Annotated in this window: 11 protein-coding genes and 1 tRNA gene; 6 read left to right on the forward strand and 6 right to left on the reverse strand. The window is 63.7% G+C overall.

The annotated features are described in order from the left end of the window. Positions 1-5 precede the first annotated feature (5 nt). Positions 6-1,325: an ATP-binding protein gene (locus tag BMX57_RS18505; protein WP_092370861.1), complete on the reverse strand. Its 1,320-nt coding sequence runs from the start codon at positions 1,323-1,325 to the stop codon at positions 6-8. Between the two features lie 41 nt (positions 1,326-1,366). On the opposite strand from BMX57_RS18505, the gene BMX57_RS18510 reads away from it, so the two are divergent. The 4 genes from BMX57_RS18510 to BMX57_RS18525 all read left to right on the forward strand — a co-directional run bounded on the left by BMX57_RS18510 (position 1,367) and on the right by BMX57_RS18525 (position 6,253). Further along, a complete protein-coding gene (locus BMX57_RS18510; RefSeq protein ID WP_092370864.1) occupies positions 1,367-2,284 on the forward strand; it encodes an MBL fold metallo-hydrolase in 918 nt (305 codons plus the stop codon). Between the two features lie 79 nt (positions 2,285-2,363). Next, positions 2,364-2,438: transfer RNA gene (locus BMX57_RS18515), tRNA-Asn, on the forward strand. 175 nt (positions 2,439-2,613) lie between these two features. Beyond that, positions 2,614-4,887, forward strand: coding sequence for a site-specific integrase (locus BMX57_RS18520; RefSeq protein WP_143057949.1), 2,274 nt, complete (start codon positions 2,614-2,616; stop codon positions 4,885-4,887). Positions 4,888-5,044: 157 nt separating this feature from the next. Then, positions 5,045-6,253: a tyrosine-type recombinase/integrase gene (locus BMX57_RS18525; RefSeq protein WP_177175499.1), complete on the forward strand. Its 1,209-nt coding sequence runs from the start codon at positions 5,045-5,047 to the stop codon at positions 6,251-6,253. A 515-nt stretch (positions 6,254-6,768) separates the two neighbouring features. Here BMX57_RS18525 and BMX57_RS18530 read toward each other — a convergent pair. From BMX57_RS18530 to BMX57_RS18550, 5 genes are all read right to left on the reverse strand, one after another. Then, a complete protein-coding gene (locus BMX57_RS18530; protein WP_092370872.1) occupies positions 6,769-7,212 on the reverse strand; it encodes a hypothetical protein in 444 nt (147 codons plus the stop codon). Between the two features lie 80 nt (positions 7,213-7,292). Further along, positions 7,293-7,703, reverse strand: a complete 411-nt coding sequence (locus BMX57_RS18535) for a hypothetical protein (protein ID WP_092370876.1) — start codon at positions 7,701-7,703, stop codon at positions 7,293-7,295. A 411-nt stretch (positions 7,704-8,114) separates the two neighbouring features. After that, the gene (locus tag BMX57_RS18540; protein ID WP_092370879.1) at positions 8,115-9,497 is read right to left on the reverse strand and encodes a hypothetical protein; all 1,383 of its coding nucleotides are present in this window, start codon (positions 9,495-9,497) and stop codon (positions 8,115-8,117) included. 1 nt (position 9,498) lies between these two features. After that, complete coding sequence (locus BMX57_RS18545; RefSeq protein ID WP_229724292.1) at positions 9,499-11,424, reverse strand: site-specific integrase; 1,926 nt, start codon at positions 11,422-11,424, stop codon at positions 9,499-9,501. Between the two features lie 268 nt (positions 11,425-11,692). Then, positions 11,693-12,061, reverse strand: coding sequence for a helix-turn-helix domain-containing protein (locus tag BMX57_RS18550; RefSeq protein ID WP_092370885.1), 369 nt, complete (start codon positions 12,059-12,061; stop codon positions 11,693-11,695). 214 nt (positions 12,062-12,275) lie between these two features. Between BMX57_RS18550 and BMX57_RS18555 the strand changes: the two genes are divergently transcribed. Both BMX57_RS18555 and BMX57_RS18560 read left to right on the forward strand, forming a co-directional pair. After that, positions 12,276-14,453: a DEAD/DEAH box helicase family protein gene (locus tag BMX57_RS18555; RefSeq protein ID WP_092370888.1), complete on the forward strand. Its 2,178-nt coding sequence runs from the start codon at positions 12,276-12,278 to the stop codon at positions 14,451-14,453. A 120-nt stretch (positions 14,454-14,573) separates the two neighbouring features. Further along, entirely contained in the window at positions 14,574-15,176 is a 603-nt protein-coding gene (locus tag BMX57_RS18560; RefSeq protein ID WP_092370891.1) for a kinetochore Spc7 family protein, read from the forward strand. Positions 15,177-15,248 lie beyond the last annotated feature (72 nt).

Here is a 15,248-nt window from a genome sequence, read left to right on the forward strand (position 1 = left end):
GCCGCTCAGCGACCGATCACGATATCCGCGCAGAGCCCGCCCAGCCGCCCGCTTTCGCCCAGACGCAACGTGCCGCCATGCGCGCGGGCGATGTCGGCGACGATGGCCAGGCCCAGCCCCACGCCCGTGCCCTTGTCCTGGTTGCGCGCCGGGTCCAGCCGGACAAAGGGCTTGATCGCCTCGCCGCGCTGGTCCGCCGCGATCCCCGGCCCGTCATCCTCGACCCGGATCCGCAGGGATTTCGGCGTCAGCGACACCGAGACCTCGGCCCGCGTGCCATAGCGCATCGCGTTGGCGATCAGGTTCTCCGCAGCCCGGCGGATCGCCATCGGGCGCAGGGTCATCTCGCCCTGCCCCTCGCACTCCACCAGTTCGACATCCAGACCCGCCCGGCGCTGGTCATCCACCACCTCGCGCAGCAGTTCCGCCGGATCCAGGCTTTCGAACCCGCTCTCGGCGACACCGCGGGAAAACTCCAGGAAGGCGTCCAGAAGCCGTTGCATCTCGTCGACGTCGCGGCGCATCGGCGCGGCCTCCTCCTCGTCGAGTAGCGACAGGCTCAGCCTCAGCCGAGTGAGCGGCGTGCGCAGATCATGGCTGACGCCGGACAGCATCATCGTCCTCTGCTCGATCTGCCGCTCGATCCGGGCACGCATGTCCAGAAAGGCCTGGCCCGCCGCGCGCACCTCGGTCGCGCCCGAGGGCGTATAGTCAACCGTGCGGCCATGCCCGAAGGCCTGCGCCGCGCGGGCCAGCCGGGTAATCGGGCGCAACTGGTTGCGCATGTAGAGAAACGAGATGGCGGTCATCAGGATGCCGAAGAACAGCATCGTCACCAGAAGCTGATGCGGCGCTGCCGGCGTCAGCCGCCGCCGGTCGAAGATCAGTTCGATCGGCCCCAGCCGCGTGTCGAGGTAGAAGCGCGAGTTGCGGTTGTCCAGAAGCTCGATCGCCCTGAGTTCGGGGATCCGCGCCCGGATGGTCTCGGTCACGACCCCGCCGGTCAGGTCGAACCCGCGCAATATGTCCCCGTCGGGCACGTCGTCGGGCGCGGGAAAGCGCATCCGCGTGGCCAGCGCATCCAGCAGCGGGCGCATCTCGGCCAGAAGCTGCTGTTGCGTCTCGACCCGCTCGGCCCTGTCCACAACCAGGTCGATCTCGCGCGAAACCGCCAGCGTCATCTGCCGCGTCACGTCTTCGAGATGGCGCTGGAGGAACACGACCGAGGCGATGAGCAGCAATGTGACCACCGGCATCACCAGGATCAGGGCGGCCCGGCCATACAGGCTGCGCGGCATGTATCGTTTGAGCCAGGCAAATAACATGGGCTAAACCTAGCGGGCCGCAGGAACGAGAGAAAGAGCCGATGAACCAGAGCCTTGACGCCTTCGATCCGCCCGTGGGGCAGCCTGTGCGCCTGGAGCCGCGCCTGCGCCGGATTCTGGCGCCGAACCCGTCGCCGATGACCTTTCGCGGCACCAACACCTATCTCGTCGGCGACCGCGACCTGGCGGTGATCGACCCCGGCCCCGAGGACCCCGCGCATCTGGCGGCGATCCTGTCCGCGCTGGAGCCGGGTCAGAGCGTCTCTCATATCATCGTGACGCACAGCCATCTCGACCATTCGCCACTGGCGCGGCCCTTGGCGGCGCGAACCGGTGCGCAGGTGCTGGCCTTTGGCGGCCCCGAGGCCGGACGCAGCGCCGTGATGCGCAGGCTGGCGGCCACCGGGCTGAGCGGCGGCGGCGAAGGCGTCGACCTCGGCTTTGCCCCCGATGCCACGGTGGCGGACGGCGACGACATCGACGGTGACGGCTGGACGCTCGAGGTTCTGCACACGCCGGGACATCTGGGCAACCACATCGCCCTGGCCTGGGAGGGGGCCTGCTTTTCCGGCGATCACGTGATGGGCTGGGCCAGTTCCCTGGTCTCGCCGCCCGATGGAGACCTGACCGATTTCATGGCCTCCTGCCGCCGCCTGCGGGCGCGCGATTGGCGGGTGTTCCACCCCGGCCACGGCGCCCCGGTGACCGACGCTGCCGCCCGGCTCGACTGGCTGATCGGGCACCGCCTGAGTCGCGAGGCCGCCATCCTCGAGGCGCTGGCCGATGGCCCGGCGGACGCGGCCACGCTGACCGCGCGGATCTACACCGAGACCCCCGCCGCCCTCCTGCCCGCCGCCCGACGCAACGTCATCGCGCATCTAGTTGATCTTAAGATGAAAAACCGTGTTGTGCCAACCGATGACCTGACCGCCGACGCGCAGTTCCGGCGGCTGACCTGATACCCTTCCCCCAGCGGGCAGATTTTTTGCAATACCCTCTGGACCTCGCGAATCCGGATTGCTATATCGCCCTCACCGTTCCGGCGTAGCTCAGCGGTAGAGCAGTTGACTGTTAATCAATTGGTCGTAGGTTCGATCCCTACCGCCGGAGCCAAAATCCCTCAGATATAGGCGAAACGCCTTATTTCATTGGGTTTCCCACGAGGTGACCTCCGACCAGAGTCGGAGCCACCTGTGCACGTGCACAAATAGGTGCACAAACGCGTGCCCGAACCGGTGCACGGATCCCGACTCCCGGATGCCCTGGAACCCGTTTCGGAGCACCTGCCATGGCCGGAGTCGCACACACACCCCACCTCGAAAAACGCCCCTCGGGCTACTTCTTCCGGCGCCGTCTGCCGAAGGCCTGGGTCGAGATATCGAACCCTGGTCAAAGTTCGGCCATCTGTCTCAGCCTTCGGACCGACGTCCTCTCCGAAGCGACATGCCGCGTCCGCGCCCTCACGGCACTCACGGACCTGGCCGTCGCGCTGACGACGGAGAGACCGGTGAACCACCTGAGCGCCGAGCACGTGACATTGCTGACCGAGCTGGCACGCTGCCAGATCGCCGCCCACGAGGCCCTGCGAGCGTCGGCCGAGCCGCGTTCGGAAGCGGCGGCGAACTTTGCGGCGCAGGCCGAGCGCGCGACCCAGGACATGCTGCGCCGGGCTCTGGCGCTCGGTGATCGGTCACCGGTCACGGACCCCTTGCGCGAGATGGCGAGGCAGTTCGGCGTGACCCTCGACGAGACCAGCTCGGACTGGCGCGCGCTCGCGTTCGAGGCTCTGCGGGTCATGCTGGACGTGTCGCGCGAGCGGGAACGGCGCGAGGTGGGAACCTACGAGGAAGCGACCCCGATCTTCCGGTCGGTCATGGCAAGCCGGTCGGTCTCCCCAGCCGCCGGCTCGCCCGTGGTCCTGGCACAGGCGCCGGCCCCGGCCCTGGCCGTCCCGGCGGCGACCGCCCCGGCCGTGAGTCCCGTGGCTGTGCCGGCCATGCCGGCTGCCACCACGGCCGCCGAACCACAGTTGGCCTGTCCCGTTCAGAACCAGGTCGAGACTACCGGCGTCGCGCCCGAAACCGCAGCGCCCATTGTCGAGAACAATAGCTCCCATGCGCCCTCTTCCCAGGAACGCGCGCCCGTTCCCGCCGCCAAGGCGCAGGAGACGGCGCCGATGCGCTCCGCAATGTCACGGGAGGAGCCCCAGATCCTGATCGATCAATCGCTCCTCTCGGACGAAGCGCGCGCCGCCCTGGCGAAAGGGCCCAACATTGAGCTTCGCGAGGCCTTCGATCTCTATTTCGAACTCAAGGAGCTCGGATATGGAGATCTCTTCAAGGCCCGGCAGAAACGATTCCCGGACAAGGGTCGGAACTGGGTTCGGTCATCGAGGGGCAATGCCAGGAAAGCCCGCGATATCTGGGTCGATGTCTTGGGCAACCAACCGTTCCACCAGATCGACTGGACCGAGATCGACGGCGTCCTGAATGTCATTCGACGCATCCCCAAATACCACGGCAAGAAAAAGAACCTTCTCAATTTGAAGGGTTTCCGCGATCTCGTCGAGCGTGCCGACGAGCAGGAACTGGCAGCGGCGACGGCCGCGAGGGAAGAACTCGCCGCCAAGGGCATAGCCAAACCCGCGGATCTCGAACGCGCGGACGTCGATGCGAAGATCCCGCGGCTTCGTGTCGCCACCTTCCTCCGCCATGGCCGCATGGCAAACCGGGTTGGCAAGATGTTGGAAGCAATGAAGCTGATCGACGAGAATCCCTTCGAGATCTGTTCCTGGACCAACGACGAGGAGAAGGCGCTGAAGGCTAACGAGGACGACCGCTCGCGCATGCTCTGGGACGACAAGATCCAGAAGCTCTTCGCCTCTCCGGTCTACCAGGGACAATGCGAGGAGAAGGACTACCCGCTGTTCTGGGGCCCCCTCATCGCGCGCCTTGCCGGCTGTCGCGCCGAGGAAATCCTGCAACTCGCACCGGAGGATTTCGGCTCGGAGAACGGCATCGCGTATTTCACGGTGCGGAACGTGACCGGCAACCACGTGAAATCCACCGCTGGGGAACGTCGCATCGCCGTGCACCCGAAGCTCGTGGAGCTGGGTCTTCTCCAGTTTGTGGAGATGCGCCGGCGGCAGAAGCAATCGCGCCTGTTTCCGGACCTCAACCGCGGCAAGACCAAGGACACGTTCTCCGAGCTCTACAGCAAGACCTTCGGCTACTACCGCAAGACAAACGATTGCTACTGGCCCGGGCTCGACTTCCATGCGTTCCGCACGACCTTCCACAACGACCTCGGCAACCTGCTCTGTCCCGACATGGTGCGTCGGCGCATCATGGGGCACGAGAAACCGGTGGACGAGGGTGACGGATCCTACACGCGCGAGATCTGGGTGAAGACGCTCCACGAGGTCATCAGCCGGATCGACCTGGATATCTCGAGGATCAAGAGCCCGTTCGCCGCGTCCGAGTCCGCAGCTCCCGAGACCGTGCCAACCCAGATTCAGGGCGATCACGGCAATGTCGTCGGGTTTCGTCGCCGGCCGGCCTGAAATTCCGAGTCGGCACTGCCCACCGCGGAGTCATTCGACCTCACGAAGGCGTGATGCATCATGGAAGATAACGATCCGAAATTTTGACTCAGATCAACTGTTTCCCGCGAATCCGGGGCATAGGGGCGGCATTCCAACACCCACGGAGATACAGGAAATGCGCGATATCCTCGCCACCCGAATTGACACGGAAATGCCTCAGGAAACCACCACCTGGCAGTCACCTCGATCCCTTCTCGAGGCCGCCAATATCACTGAACAATCACGCGCCGTCCTCGACGGGGAACTGCAAATCCGCCTCGAGACGGCCTTCGAGCTCTTCATCGACGCAAGGTCGCTGGGATATCGGCCTGGTGCCCTGCGGCTCGATGCCGCTCGTGGTGAACACTGGCGCCGGATCAGCGGTGCGAATACGCAGAGTGCGAAGCGTGTATGGACGCGGGCTCTCGGGAATCCGTTCTTTTCCGATATCGAGCGGGAAGATATCATCCTCGCGTTGGAAAAGATCCGGAATTTGCCGAAATACCACGGGAAACGCTGCAGCAATGGCGCCAATCATGAAAGTGGGCTGGGAAAAGAAACTTCCGCTCCCGACCGCATCGGGATCTCGACATTCCTGAAGTTCGGGCGGACGGCACGCCAGGTTGGCGATCTGCTGGTCGAACTGAATCTCAAAGACGCGAACCCGTTCGAGATCTGTTACTGGTCGACGGCCGAGGAGGCCCGTCTGCGGCAGCAGGCGCGCCCATCCGGGACCCGTGACTGGTCTGAGGCAGTCAAGTGCTACCTGTCCTCGCCGATGTTCAAGGGTGCCATGAGGGACGCCGGGGATCCGCTGTTCTGGATCCCGCTCTTGATGCGTCTCGGGGGCCTGCGGCTCGACGAAGCCGTCCACGTCACGATCCAGGATCTGCAATATCGTGACGGTATGCCGGTCCTCTGCATCGATCGCGATGCGAAGGCCTCCAAGTCCTTCCGGGAGATCCCTGTCTCTCAGCGGCTTCAGGACCTTGGCTTCGTCGATCTGTTCGAGCTGCGGCGCGACCAGAAAGAGACACTGCTGTTCCCGCAACTTGCGGAAGTTCGGCCCGGGTCGGGCAGCGCGCGGTTCCGGAAGGATTTCATTCGCTACTGCGAGACGCACGGGATGGATGCTTCGACGCTCCACGCTCACGATTTCCGGAGAGCCTTGCATCATGCACTGCTCGAACAGGAATGCCCGGAGCACGTGGTCAGAAGCGCAATGGGTCAGATGTCGCGGGATACGTCGGGCAAGTTTCTCGACGACAGCCTGCTTCAAACCGTCCAGCAGGCGCTATCCGAGGCTGGCGCGGGCCTTCCGGATATCGTCGGACCGAACCGCTGAACCATAGCGAGGGGGAGGCCCGGGTACATGCCCCGGGCCTTCTGCATGATTCCGCATCATTCTCGTCTTCGGCAACTCCTTGGCGCGACGAGCCCCCTGCTCCGAAGACAGGCCAACGCGCGCAGGGTCTCATGTGCGGAAAGTCGCCGCGCAAATATGAAAGCGGTTGGATAGTGCGCATACCATCTTGCCGGCGCTTCGAGATAACCGAGCGTGCCGAGCGCTTCGAGCGCCGTCACCCGAACGACACCGCACTCGAAATACCACTCGGTTTCCTCGATGCCCGGTTCGACCCCAAATCGACCATTCCGGAGATCGAAAACACCTGCGACGAGAGTGAATGGCCTGAGATCGCGATGAACATGTTCACACCATGCCCAGGCCATGCCGAGGTCGTCGGCAATCCTGCCGCGGTCTCCGGTGAACGGGTCATTCCTACTCACCATGGGAGCTCTCGCCAAAGCCCGAGGCGATAGGAACGCGGCGACGCGCTGTCGTGCTGTCACCGCTGTGCATCAGCCCGCGAACCTGCGATTGACCACTCGCTCGCCACAGAGACGCGCGTCGAACATCCGCATCATCCGCGCGAGGTAAAGAAGCTTGTTGGACCAAAGCTCGATCGCTTCCCCGCGCTCCGAGAGAATCCGGCGCTTGTAGACTGCACCAGTTGCTCCGTAGTCAGGGTCATTCTTACCCTCGAACACGTCCTCGTAGCAGAGCGTCTCCGTCTCGCGTTCCGCCCGGAGAATATCCGCGAGCAGATCGACGGACTGCAGCGCACGCGGACCAGCGGGATCATCGCCAGAGATGTCGTTCAGCAGGCCGCGGATATGACGGTGCTGATGTGCATCTGCCGACAGAAGGTTGACGGGCAGGTCCTCGGCAAGAGCCCTGCAAGCAACGATTGTTCGCGCGGCAAGCTCTTCGATTGGCATCACATGGAGTTGTATGTCGTTCATCCAGTCTCTCCAGAAATCATTCTCTGGCGCCGCACCACACGGCGCCTTCAAGAGCCGGCCCAGAGGGCCGGCGGGAGAGATCAGGCCGCGTCGCGAGCTGGCCTCGCGGCCGCCGGCGTGTCCGCAGGCGCCGACGCGTCCGGCAGAGCACATAGAACCTCGGTCATCGCGTCCGCAAGACGGCAGATTCCGGTGACTACGAGATTGGCGGGATGGAGGTCGCAGAAGTGGCCAGGATCGGTCGCATCCGGATCGCCGACCAGCTCGAGGGTCAGCAACCCATGAAACCAGCGGATCTCGCGCCGCAGGTGGGGCCCGAGGTGGGACGCCTGTCGAAGCCGCGAGACCAGGCGCAGAAATCGGCGCTGCGCTGCCTGCCCGCCGAGCAGCAATGATGCCTCCGAGAGGCCTGCGAAGTGCTCGGCGACAAAGCTCCGTATTGACCTAAGGGCAATTGCACCTGCAGACCGGGAGGGGGTGATGTTGGGCATGGGTGAGTTCCTTCTGTCACGGACAGTCCGTGTCCGCTTCAAGCGCCCTGATTTCTCCTTTCTTCGGGGCGGGATGCGGGGCTCGACTCTCTTCGGTAGCAGCCAGGAGAGTGACAGTAGTATCGAACCCGTTCCTTCTGTGTTGGCGCGCGAGGCGCAGGCGGCGCGCCCTCACGCAGAGGGGCGCGCCGACCGAAGGCTCGTGCACGAATATCTTGCTGCGTATTGTCGCTCACGGATCCTGCGGGACTGCCAACCGAGACTATTCGTATCGCGTCTCGTGCTGCACCTTTCATGCCGATCAGCTCGGCCTCGTCGATCGCGGCCTCACCCGGATGGCCGCGATCGATCGGGGACGATCCGCTCTTCCAATTCTTCCGCGCTTGCTGTCAGGCAGACACCATGGCGAAGCTACAGATGCGTCGCGCGGTTCCGAGTCTTGTGATGGGCGGTTGTTTTTTCCGACTGCGCCGCAATGGCCTTTCGCGCCCTTTGCCAGATGGCTTCCCCCGCCGCTCCTTCGCACTCGGCACGATACGCCTTGCCGGCTCTTCGCGTGCCATGTCCCAGGTGGGTCGCAATGACATCGGCCGCGCGTACCGGGTCGTGACGACGCATGTAGTCCGCGGCAAGGGTCCTCAGATCATGCGAAGGGACACCAATCGCGGCCTTGGTCAGTTCGGTCGGAAGATTCCGGTAGGGCTGGCTGTGAACGAGCGACAACCAGTTGCAGCCGACAAGCTCCTGGTGGCGGATATGGACGAGGCGATCGGGCCGCCCGTCGAGGATCCACTCGTCGAGGATTTCGCAGATCTCGGGCCAGATCGCACCCGTTTCCGTCTCGGCCCGGGTCTTCTGCTGCTGCCATTCGGCGCGCCAGGTTCCGTCGACCTCACGGACGATCTGATGGCCGAAGCGCCAGGATACGAGATCGCCCTTCCGCGGCGGCTTGTGCATGATGACCGCGCAGACGACCGCCTGCTGCATGCAGCGGCGTCGCGCTGAGCTATGTGCCGGCAGGTCATGAGCGCGTTCCCTGAGTTCGCGGATCCTGTCGGCGACATGAGCATATCCGCCGCGTTCCGTGAGGCCCGCCAGCCGTTCATACTTGTTCTTCGCAGCCAGCTCGGCCTGATCCCGCAGATCGCGCGAGATGACCCGCATCGCAGTCAGGCTCTCTTGCGCGACGCCACATTTGGCGCCCAAGGCAATCAGGCCCTCGAGGTAGTTCGCGGCCGTGACGGGCTTCACGCGCCGTTCCGGGTCGGGGTGGAACAGGAAAGCATCCGACAGTTCGCACGCCGCGACGAAGCCATGCGCCTCGGACGCGAGACCTTCCGCGACGATCGTGGCGCACCGATCGATGCTGGCGATGTACCGCTGCCTGGTGCTGGCCTTGATAGGTGCGTCGTCGAGGTCTGGCTTCATCCGCCGCCACGTCTCGGGCCAGGCCGCGCCGATGGTCGTCTCAACGGTCGGCGCGACCTTCGCGGTCCGCTTCGGTCGCCGGGCATACCATTCCTCGCTGACGACCTTGGCCAAGGCAGTCGACACATGCGGCGCGTATCGCGAGAGCGCGCGCAGCAGACACCGAAATGTCGATTCCGAAGCGGCCGCGTCCCGGTATGCCTCGGTGGGCGGCATGGCGAGACTGCCCTTGCCTGCCCGGACCGCCGACCAGAAACGACCCATCACCTGCGCCGCACCCGGCTCGAGTTGCGGCGCGTCTTCCAGCATGGCACGGCGGATCGCGGCCGGCACATCTTTCAGTATCTCGTCGGGCCTGCTCTTCATGTCATGTTCTCCGTTGCATGCGCGAAAAAATATCCGGGTGCCGCTCAAGCAGAGCGGCGCGCACGGCCACGGCCGCCGCTTCACCGCTGTCCTTCCCGTAATGCCGTTTCGCGACTTGTTCCGTGTTCGCGAGAACCGAAGCGACGGTTCCGAACGCACCGGGTTTGACAGCGAGCAACAGCGTGGCAAGCGCGTGCCGGCACTGGTGCGGCGTCAGCCCGAGCCCGAGCTGGCGGTCGCCGAGATCCCACAACTCCAGGATCGATGCGACGGACATGCAACCACCGGGCAGGTTCAGGGCCGATTTCCGCAACCGTGGTGCGGCGGTGCCCGGAAAAAGGTAGGGCGAGTCATCGAGGCCGCGGAGCTTCATCAGCTTGGGCCGGTCGACCTTGTCCCACTGCCAGAGCACCTTGGCGTCGTCTCCGAGCACGTTGACGACCAAAGTTTCCCCGTTCTTGACCTCGCCTCCGGAAAACCGGATCTCGGCATGCTCCCGGTCCGCGATCCATGTCAGGTTGCGCGGGCATCCCGGTGTCGCCCGGCGACGGGTCATGAACAGGTTGGCCGGCCGCAGCGCCCGGCTGACCTGGATCGCGTAGGCAGCGGCGCAAGCCGACAGCCGGAGTGCACGATCCTTTGCAAAGTCGGTCGATGCCGCCGCGAGTTCCTTGGTCGAGATGTCGCCGAGCCGAGCGGGGGCGTTCACGAAGGCCGCCGCGAGATGCGGGGACTTTCGCAGACGGTTGCAGATGGCCTCCGCGTCTGCGGTCATTTCGATCGGCGACAACACGTAGTCCGCATGGAACAGCCGCACGAGGCGGATCCGCGCGAGGATCTCGGGATCGCGCAGACCGTGCCGCGCGATCGTCGTTAGGTTCGTGAACCGAGACCACAGCGTCGAGCTTTCGTCCGCATCCTTCAGCGTGGGAGACGCCGCGCTCCGCGCAATCTGCGCGGCGCAGGCCGCTTCCAGCGCGTCGGTGGTGAACGCGTCGCGCAACGTCCCGAGGCCCGCGAACCCGGTCTCCGGCGCATGGCTCTCGCGCAGGAGCCAGGTCGTGGCCTGCCGGTAGCCAGCCAGCGCGGTCTCGATGTTCTTGGGCAGCTTTTTCTTCTTGTCACCGACGCGCGCAGCGATCTCCGCATCGATCTCGATGGCCGACCGGCCAAGTCGCATCTGCTCCTTGGCCCATTCTCTCATGTCGGCTGGCTGGCGCAGGGTCTGGCGGAACACCTCCTCCGCATCTGCACGGAAATCGGCGGGCAGCGACTCCCAGGGAATGCGGCGCGCCCGGTCGGAGGCGGCCGGCACGACGAAATCCTGGCGTGGCAGCAGGCCCGCAAGCTCCGGCCAGCGATTGTGTCCGCGTCGCAGCTCGACAATGCGCTGCGCAAACTTCCGTAGCGACTTGCGACCATCCGGCGTCGCGTCGTGCCAGAGCCGGTCGAATTCTGCCTGGTCGAGGTCCGGCAAGGCAAGGCGAGCCCGTGCCCGAACCAGGAGAAACGGCCTGTGGGTGCTGGTGGTGAAAAGCGCGCCGCTGTCGACGAACCCCTCGTTCTCGACGATGAACTTGATGGCCTTGTCGTAGCTCGCGCGGGCGCCCGTGTCCGGGGTGTCATGTCCGTGCGCCACAAGAAATCGCTGTAGAGCGGAGCGGACACGGGAATTCCCGCGCTTGCGCGCCGTGTCGAGATTCTTCGAGCGGGAGACGGCCCCATAGGCGGATGCGGCGATCACCTTCTCGAAGTAGCCGAGGTCAGCCGGGACGAGATCCAACTCCTCTTCGGTAAGGTCGAGCCGGGTGGCGACCTTCTCGATCTCATAGATCGTGTCGCGGCTCTCGCCGGTCTCCTTCGCCCACTCCAGAAAGTTCGGGAACATCGGGGGGGCGGCGTTGGTCAATGTTCTGTCGTGTTTCATCTTTTCGATCTCCAGGGTTGGGGCCTCGCGGGCCGCCTTCACGCGGAAAGGCGGCTCGTGCGGCCCAGGCCACGGACCTCATTCGGTCCCTTCAGGAGATCGCGCCCGGCGCGGCGTCTCGCACAATCTGTCGTGATTTTCCCGCGTTTCGCAGGATCGCCCCCGAGCATAACGCCGATTTATGTTCGGGGACGGATGTGCGACGGGCGGAGCCATCCCGCTCGTGTCGGAATGGTCCCGGTCGCACTTGTGCGACGCGGACGGGGTGTCATTTCCACCAGCCGTGAGGAAGATCGACACCCCGCAGCTGCAGCCAATCGGTCACGTCATGCGGGTTGAAGCGGACGGCCCCGAAGACGTTGCGCGTGGGCATCCCGTCATCGATCCACCGCTCGACGGTGCGCACGCTGACCCGGAGGGCTCCGGCTATGACCTTCTTGCCAAGCAAATTGTCTTGGTAGCGTCGGATCAGCGCACGCTTCGGCATCGGTCCGTCCTCGCAAGCCCAGACATCCGGCCAAGCCATGCGATAGACGCGACCGATGCGGGTCGCTTCGATCTCACCCGCCCGGATCTTGCGCCGGACCGTGTCAGGTCGCAGGCCGAAATGGTTGGCAACTTCTTCAACTGACAGCATTTTTTCCTCATCAGGTTGTTCCTGAAGAGGAATTAGTCCCCGCGTTCTTTGTTCTGAAACGCACGGAGACAACCCCAATGGTGTCATGCGTCAATTAGAACGATCAATTGGCCGGCGACACCATTGCTGTCGCGCCAGTCCTCACGCAGCTGTGACCGAACGCATTTCTGCGAGACAACGCCTGCGCCCAGTTCCTCCGAAACGGAGGCAGCAGATGAAAGAAAACAAGACCCTGGAAGTGATGGGAACCGTCCCGCTATGGCACCGCCCCGCCGAAGCGCGCGAAAAGCTCGACCAGATCATCGGCGGGTTCGTTGCGGCGGCCACGTCCGTTTCGAAAACGCCTGAAAGGGAATGTGCAGCACTCGCCCTCAAGGTGACGGCTGGTCTCGGCAAGACGGCAACAACGCTTCGCCTGATCGCCCGCCATGGGGAGGCGCTGCTCGCGCGCGGTCACGTGCTCTTCTACGTCCCGACCCTCGATCTCGCGGAGCGGGCCCACAGCGAGTTCTTGAGACTGGCACCCGATATTCCGAGCCGTGTAATCCGCGGCCGTGAGGCCCTTCGCCCCCACGACAAATCAAAGCAAATGTGCGAAAATGCCGATCTGGCAAAAAAGATTGCCGGTTTCGTCCCGTCCGTGACGCAAGCACTGTGTCGCGGAGTGGATGCCGATGGAAATTTCGTCCAGTCGTCCTGCGCATCGGAGTGTCCGTATCTTGCGCAAAAAGATGTCAGCGGACCGCATGTCGTCTTCCTTTCGCACGCATATCTGACAGTGCACCCCCCGATCGACGACGACTTCCCGGTCGTGCTGCGGGTCGTGGATGAAAAGGTCTGGCCGACCCTGACACGGATATCCCACATTTCCGTCGAGGATTTCATGCGCGCTCCGCCCGCAGGTGTCGAGGAGGAGCTCCTCAATGCCCTATCCAGGGCCAAGGGCCTCGTGGTCGACGGTCTCCAACGAGATCTGCCGCTCTACGAACATCTACGGCGAGACGGACTCACAACCGACAGCATCAGCAGTCTCGCCGACATGGAGCGCAAGTCGCGGAAGCATCTGGAGCTCAGCCCGGCACAGGATATGGCGTCGAAGAAGTTCCGGATTACCACTTTTGATAGCAGGGCTTTCCTGGTCTCCCGGCGCCGGCAGCGCATCTTTTCGCTGTTGTCAGAAAAGGACGTCGGGCGCTGCAACATCCTGCGGCTGGCGGAGACTACCGTCGATGGCGCATCAAGGCAGTCGATCGAAATATTCACCACCGAGGACGTCCCCCGCGACGCGCCGATGCTGCTGCTCGATGCCGACGCAGACCGGGAGATGACAGAACGGGTTGTCCCGGGAGCGGAGGTGATCGCCATCGAGTCTCCCCCGGATGCGGACATAGTCCAGATCAAGGATCTTACACTCTCCAACACGTGGATGCTCGACGAAGAAAAGGGCGCGGGGCGGCGCGCTGCCGTGCTGAAAATAATCAAACGTGAAGTCAGCCGGGCCGCGGGAGCAGGCGTGCTCGTTGTCGCCACGAAAGCGGTTCTCGGGGCGCTCCATACAGACGCCTCCGGTGTCACTCCGACGGATGAGGCCGGGCTGAAACAACCGCTCCTCGGTGCAGTGCCTCGATGGTTCGGGCCGCGAACACAAGGGGTCAACGACTTCGAGGATTTCGCCGCAATCGTCGTGGTCGGTCGCTTGCAACCCCATATTTCCGATGTGGAAGCTTCCGCTCGTGCAATTTTCGGAAAGGATCTCCTTCCTATCGCCTCGCATGACGGTGGTCCCCTCCCGGCGCTGAAATCCTTCCACCTTATGAGCGACGGCTCAGATCCTCCGGCAAAATGCCACACGCACCCCGATCCCCGAGTCCACGCCGTCATCGCGCAGACACGCGAGTGCGGGACGCTGCAAGCGATCGCGCGACTGCGCCTCGTTGCCCCGGTGCGGAGCAAACGGGTCGTGATTCTGAGCAGCCTGCCTCTGCCAGGCTTTCCTGTCACCCGGCTTGTCGCGTTCGATCAACTCGCCCGCGGACTCGAACACGAGCCTGATCCGGCAGGCTTCATCCGGATGGAAGCGTCCCTGAGGGCGTTACGTCGGCGGCCTGTTTGCGGCACGCGCCTGTCGGCTGGCGGACTGGCCGCTGACCTTCCGCGCGATTTCAAGACAGACGAGGCAGCGAAGCGATTTCGACGCGGCAGGTCCACCGATCACCTCGTCGCGCTTTGCAGACGGGTTTCTAAAAGGAATGGCTGGCCGATCACTCTGATTGCCCTCCAAAAACCCGGAGGTGGCCATGAAATTCCGGCGATCATGCTCGCGCCACCGGAAAATGCGCTGCAACAGGCAAAGCGTCTGTGGCCAGATCTGCACGCGACATGCGGCGCATGATATCTGCCTCAGATTTTCTTTTTCGACGCGCCGGACGAACCAATATCCTTTTCAGCCACCAGCGGCGCCTTTGACAAACACCCTTTCGCAAAGACTTTGCGAAACCAACGAGGAAAGACAATGACCGAGAAGAAGACGGGCCGTCCGCCGAAGTACACCGAGGCGCAAGTTCTCGAAGGCATCGGGATCGTCGAGGAACACGGCGATACCCCGACCGGCGAGGCTGTGAAGAAAGCGATGTGTGTCCACCTCGACGTGCCGCCTGGGATCAACGCCCAGAGCCTCGACAAGGAGGTCCAGCGGCTTCTCGTGGAGCGGGAACGGCAGCAATCCGCGCGTCTGATCGAGGCCTTGCCTGAAACAAGCCGGAATGCAGTCCGAGAGATCAGCCAAGCCGTGGAGTCCGCGATCCTGCTGCACCTCGGCCGCGAACATGATGAACTCCGACGTATCAATGAACAGAAGGTCACGCAGAAGGACATGGACCTGGCGAACCAGCGTGCGCAAATCCGGGACCTGCTGATGAAGCTCGATGATCAGGCAGAAGAGATGGCGGGCCTCGAAGACGAGAAACGAATTCTGAATGACCAGCTCAATGCGGCAAAAGAACAGAATGCGGCGTTGAAGACGCATATCACCGAGCTGGAAAAGAAGGAAAATTTCAAGGAGGAAATGCTCGCTTTCATGAAGGACGCGCTGGCGCCGAAGACCGAAAAGGCATAGCGAAAGTTGGTCGCACCCGGCTCTTTCACCGAGGCTTTCGAAATCTCCCGTCTGCTACGTGTGTCGATGACT

Source organism: Cribrihabitans marinus, assembly GCF_900109035.1.
Taxonomy (GTDB): Bacteria; Pseudomonadota; Alphaproteobacteria; order Rhodobacterales; family Rhodobacteraceae; genus Cribrihabitans; species Cribrihabitans marinus.

What these genes read in the sequence shown, in the direction of transcription:
- BMX57_RS18510 (WP_092370864.1), top strand. Translation starts at nt 1,367, where the DNA reads ATGAACCAGAGCCTTGACGCCTTCGATCCGCCCGTGGGGCAGCCTGTG.
- BMX57_RS18555 (WP_092370888.1), top strand. Translation starts at nt 12,276, where the DNA reads ATGAAAGAAAACAAGACCCTGGAAGTGATGGGAACCGTCCCGCTATGG.
- BMX57_RS18540 (WP_092370879.1), bottom strand. Translation starts at nt 9,497, where the DNA reads ATGAAGAGCAGGCCCGACGAGATACTGAAAGATGTGCCGGCCGCGATC.
- BMX57_RS18505 (WP_092370861.1), bottom strand. Translation starts at nt 1,325, where the DNA reads ATGTTATTTGCCTGGCTCAAACGATACATGCCGCGCAGCCTGTATGGC.
- BMX57_RS18550 (WP_092370885.1), bottom strand. Translation starts at nt 12,061, where the DNA reads ATGCTGTCAGTTGAAGAAGTTGCCAACCATTTCGGCCTGCGACCTGAC.
- BMX57_RS18520 (WP_143057949.1), top strand. Translation starts at nt 2,614, where the DNA reads ATGGCCGGAGTCGCACACACACCCCACCTCGAAAAACGCCCCTCGGGC.
- BMX57_RS18545 (WP_229724292.1), bottom strand. Translation starts at nt 11,424, where the DNA reads ATGAAACACGACAGAACATTGACCAACGCCGCCCCCCCGATGTTCCCG.
- BMX57_RS18525 (WP_177175499.1), top strand. Translation starts at nt 5,045, where the DNA reads ATGCGCGATATCCTCGCCACCCGAATTGACACGGAAATGCCTCAGGAA.
- BMX57_RS18560 (WP_092370891.1), top strand. Translation starts at nt 14,574, where the DNA reads ATGACCGAGAAGAAGACGGGCCGTCCGCCGAAGTACACCGAGGCGCAA.
- BMX57_RS18535 (WP_092370876.1), bottom strand. Translation starts at nt 7,703, where the DNA reads ATGCCCAACATCACCCCCTCCCGGTCTGCAGGTGCAATTGCCCTTAGG.
- BMX57_RS18530 (WP_092370872.1), bottom strand. Translation starts at nt 7,212, where the DNA reads ATGAACGACATACAACTCCATGTGATGCCAATCGAAGAGCTTGCCGCG.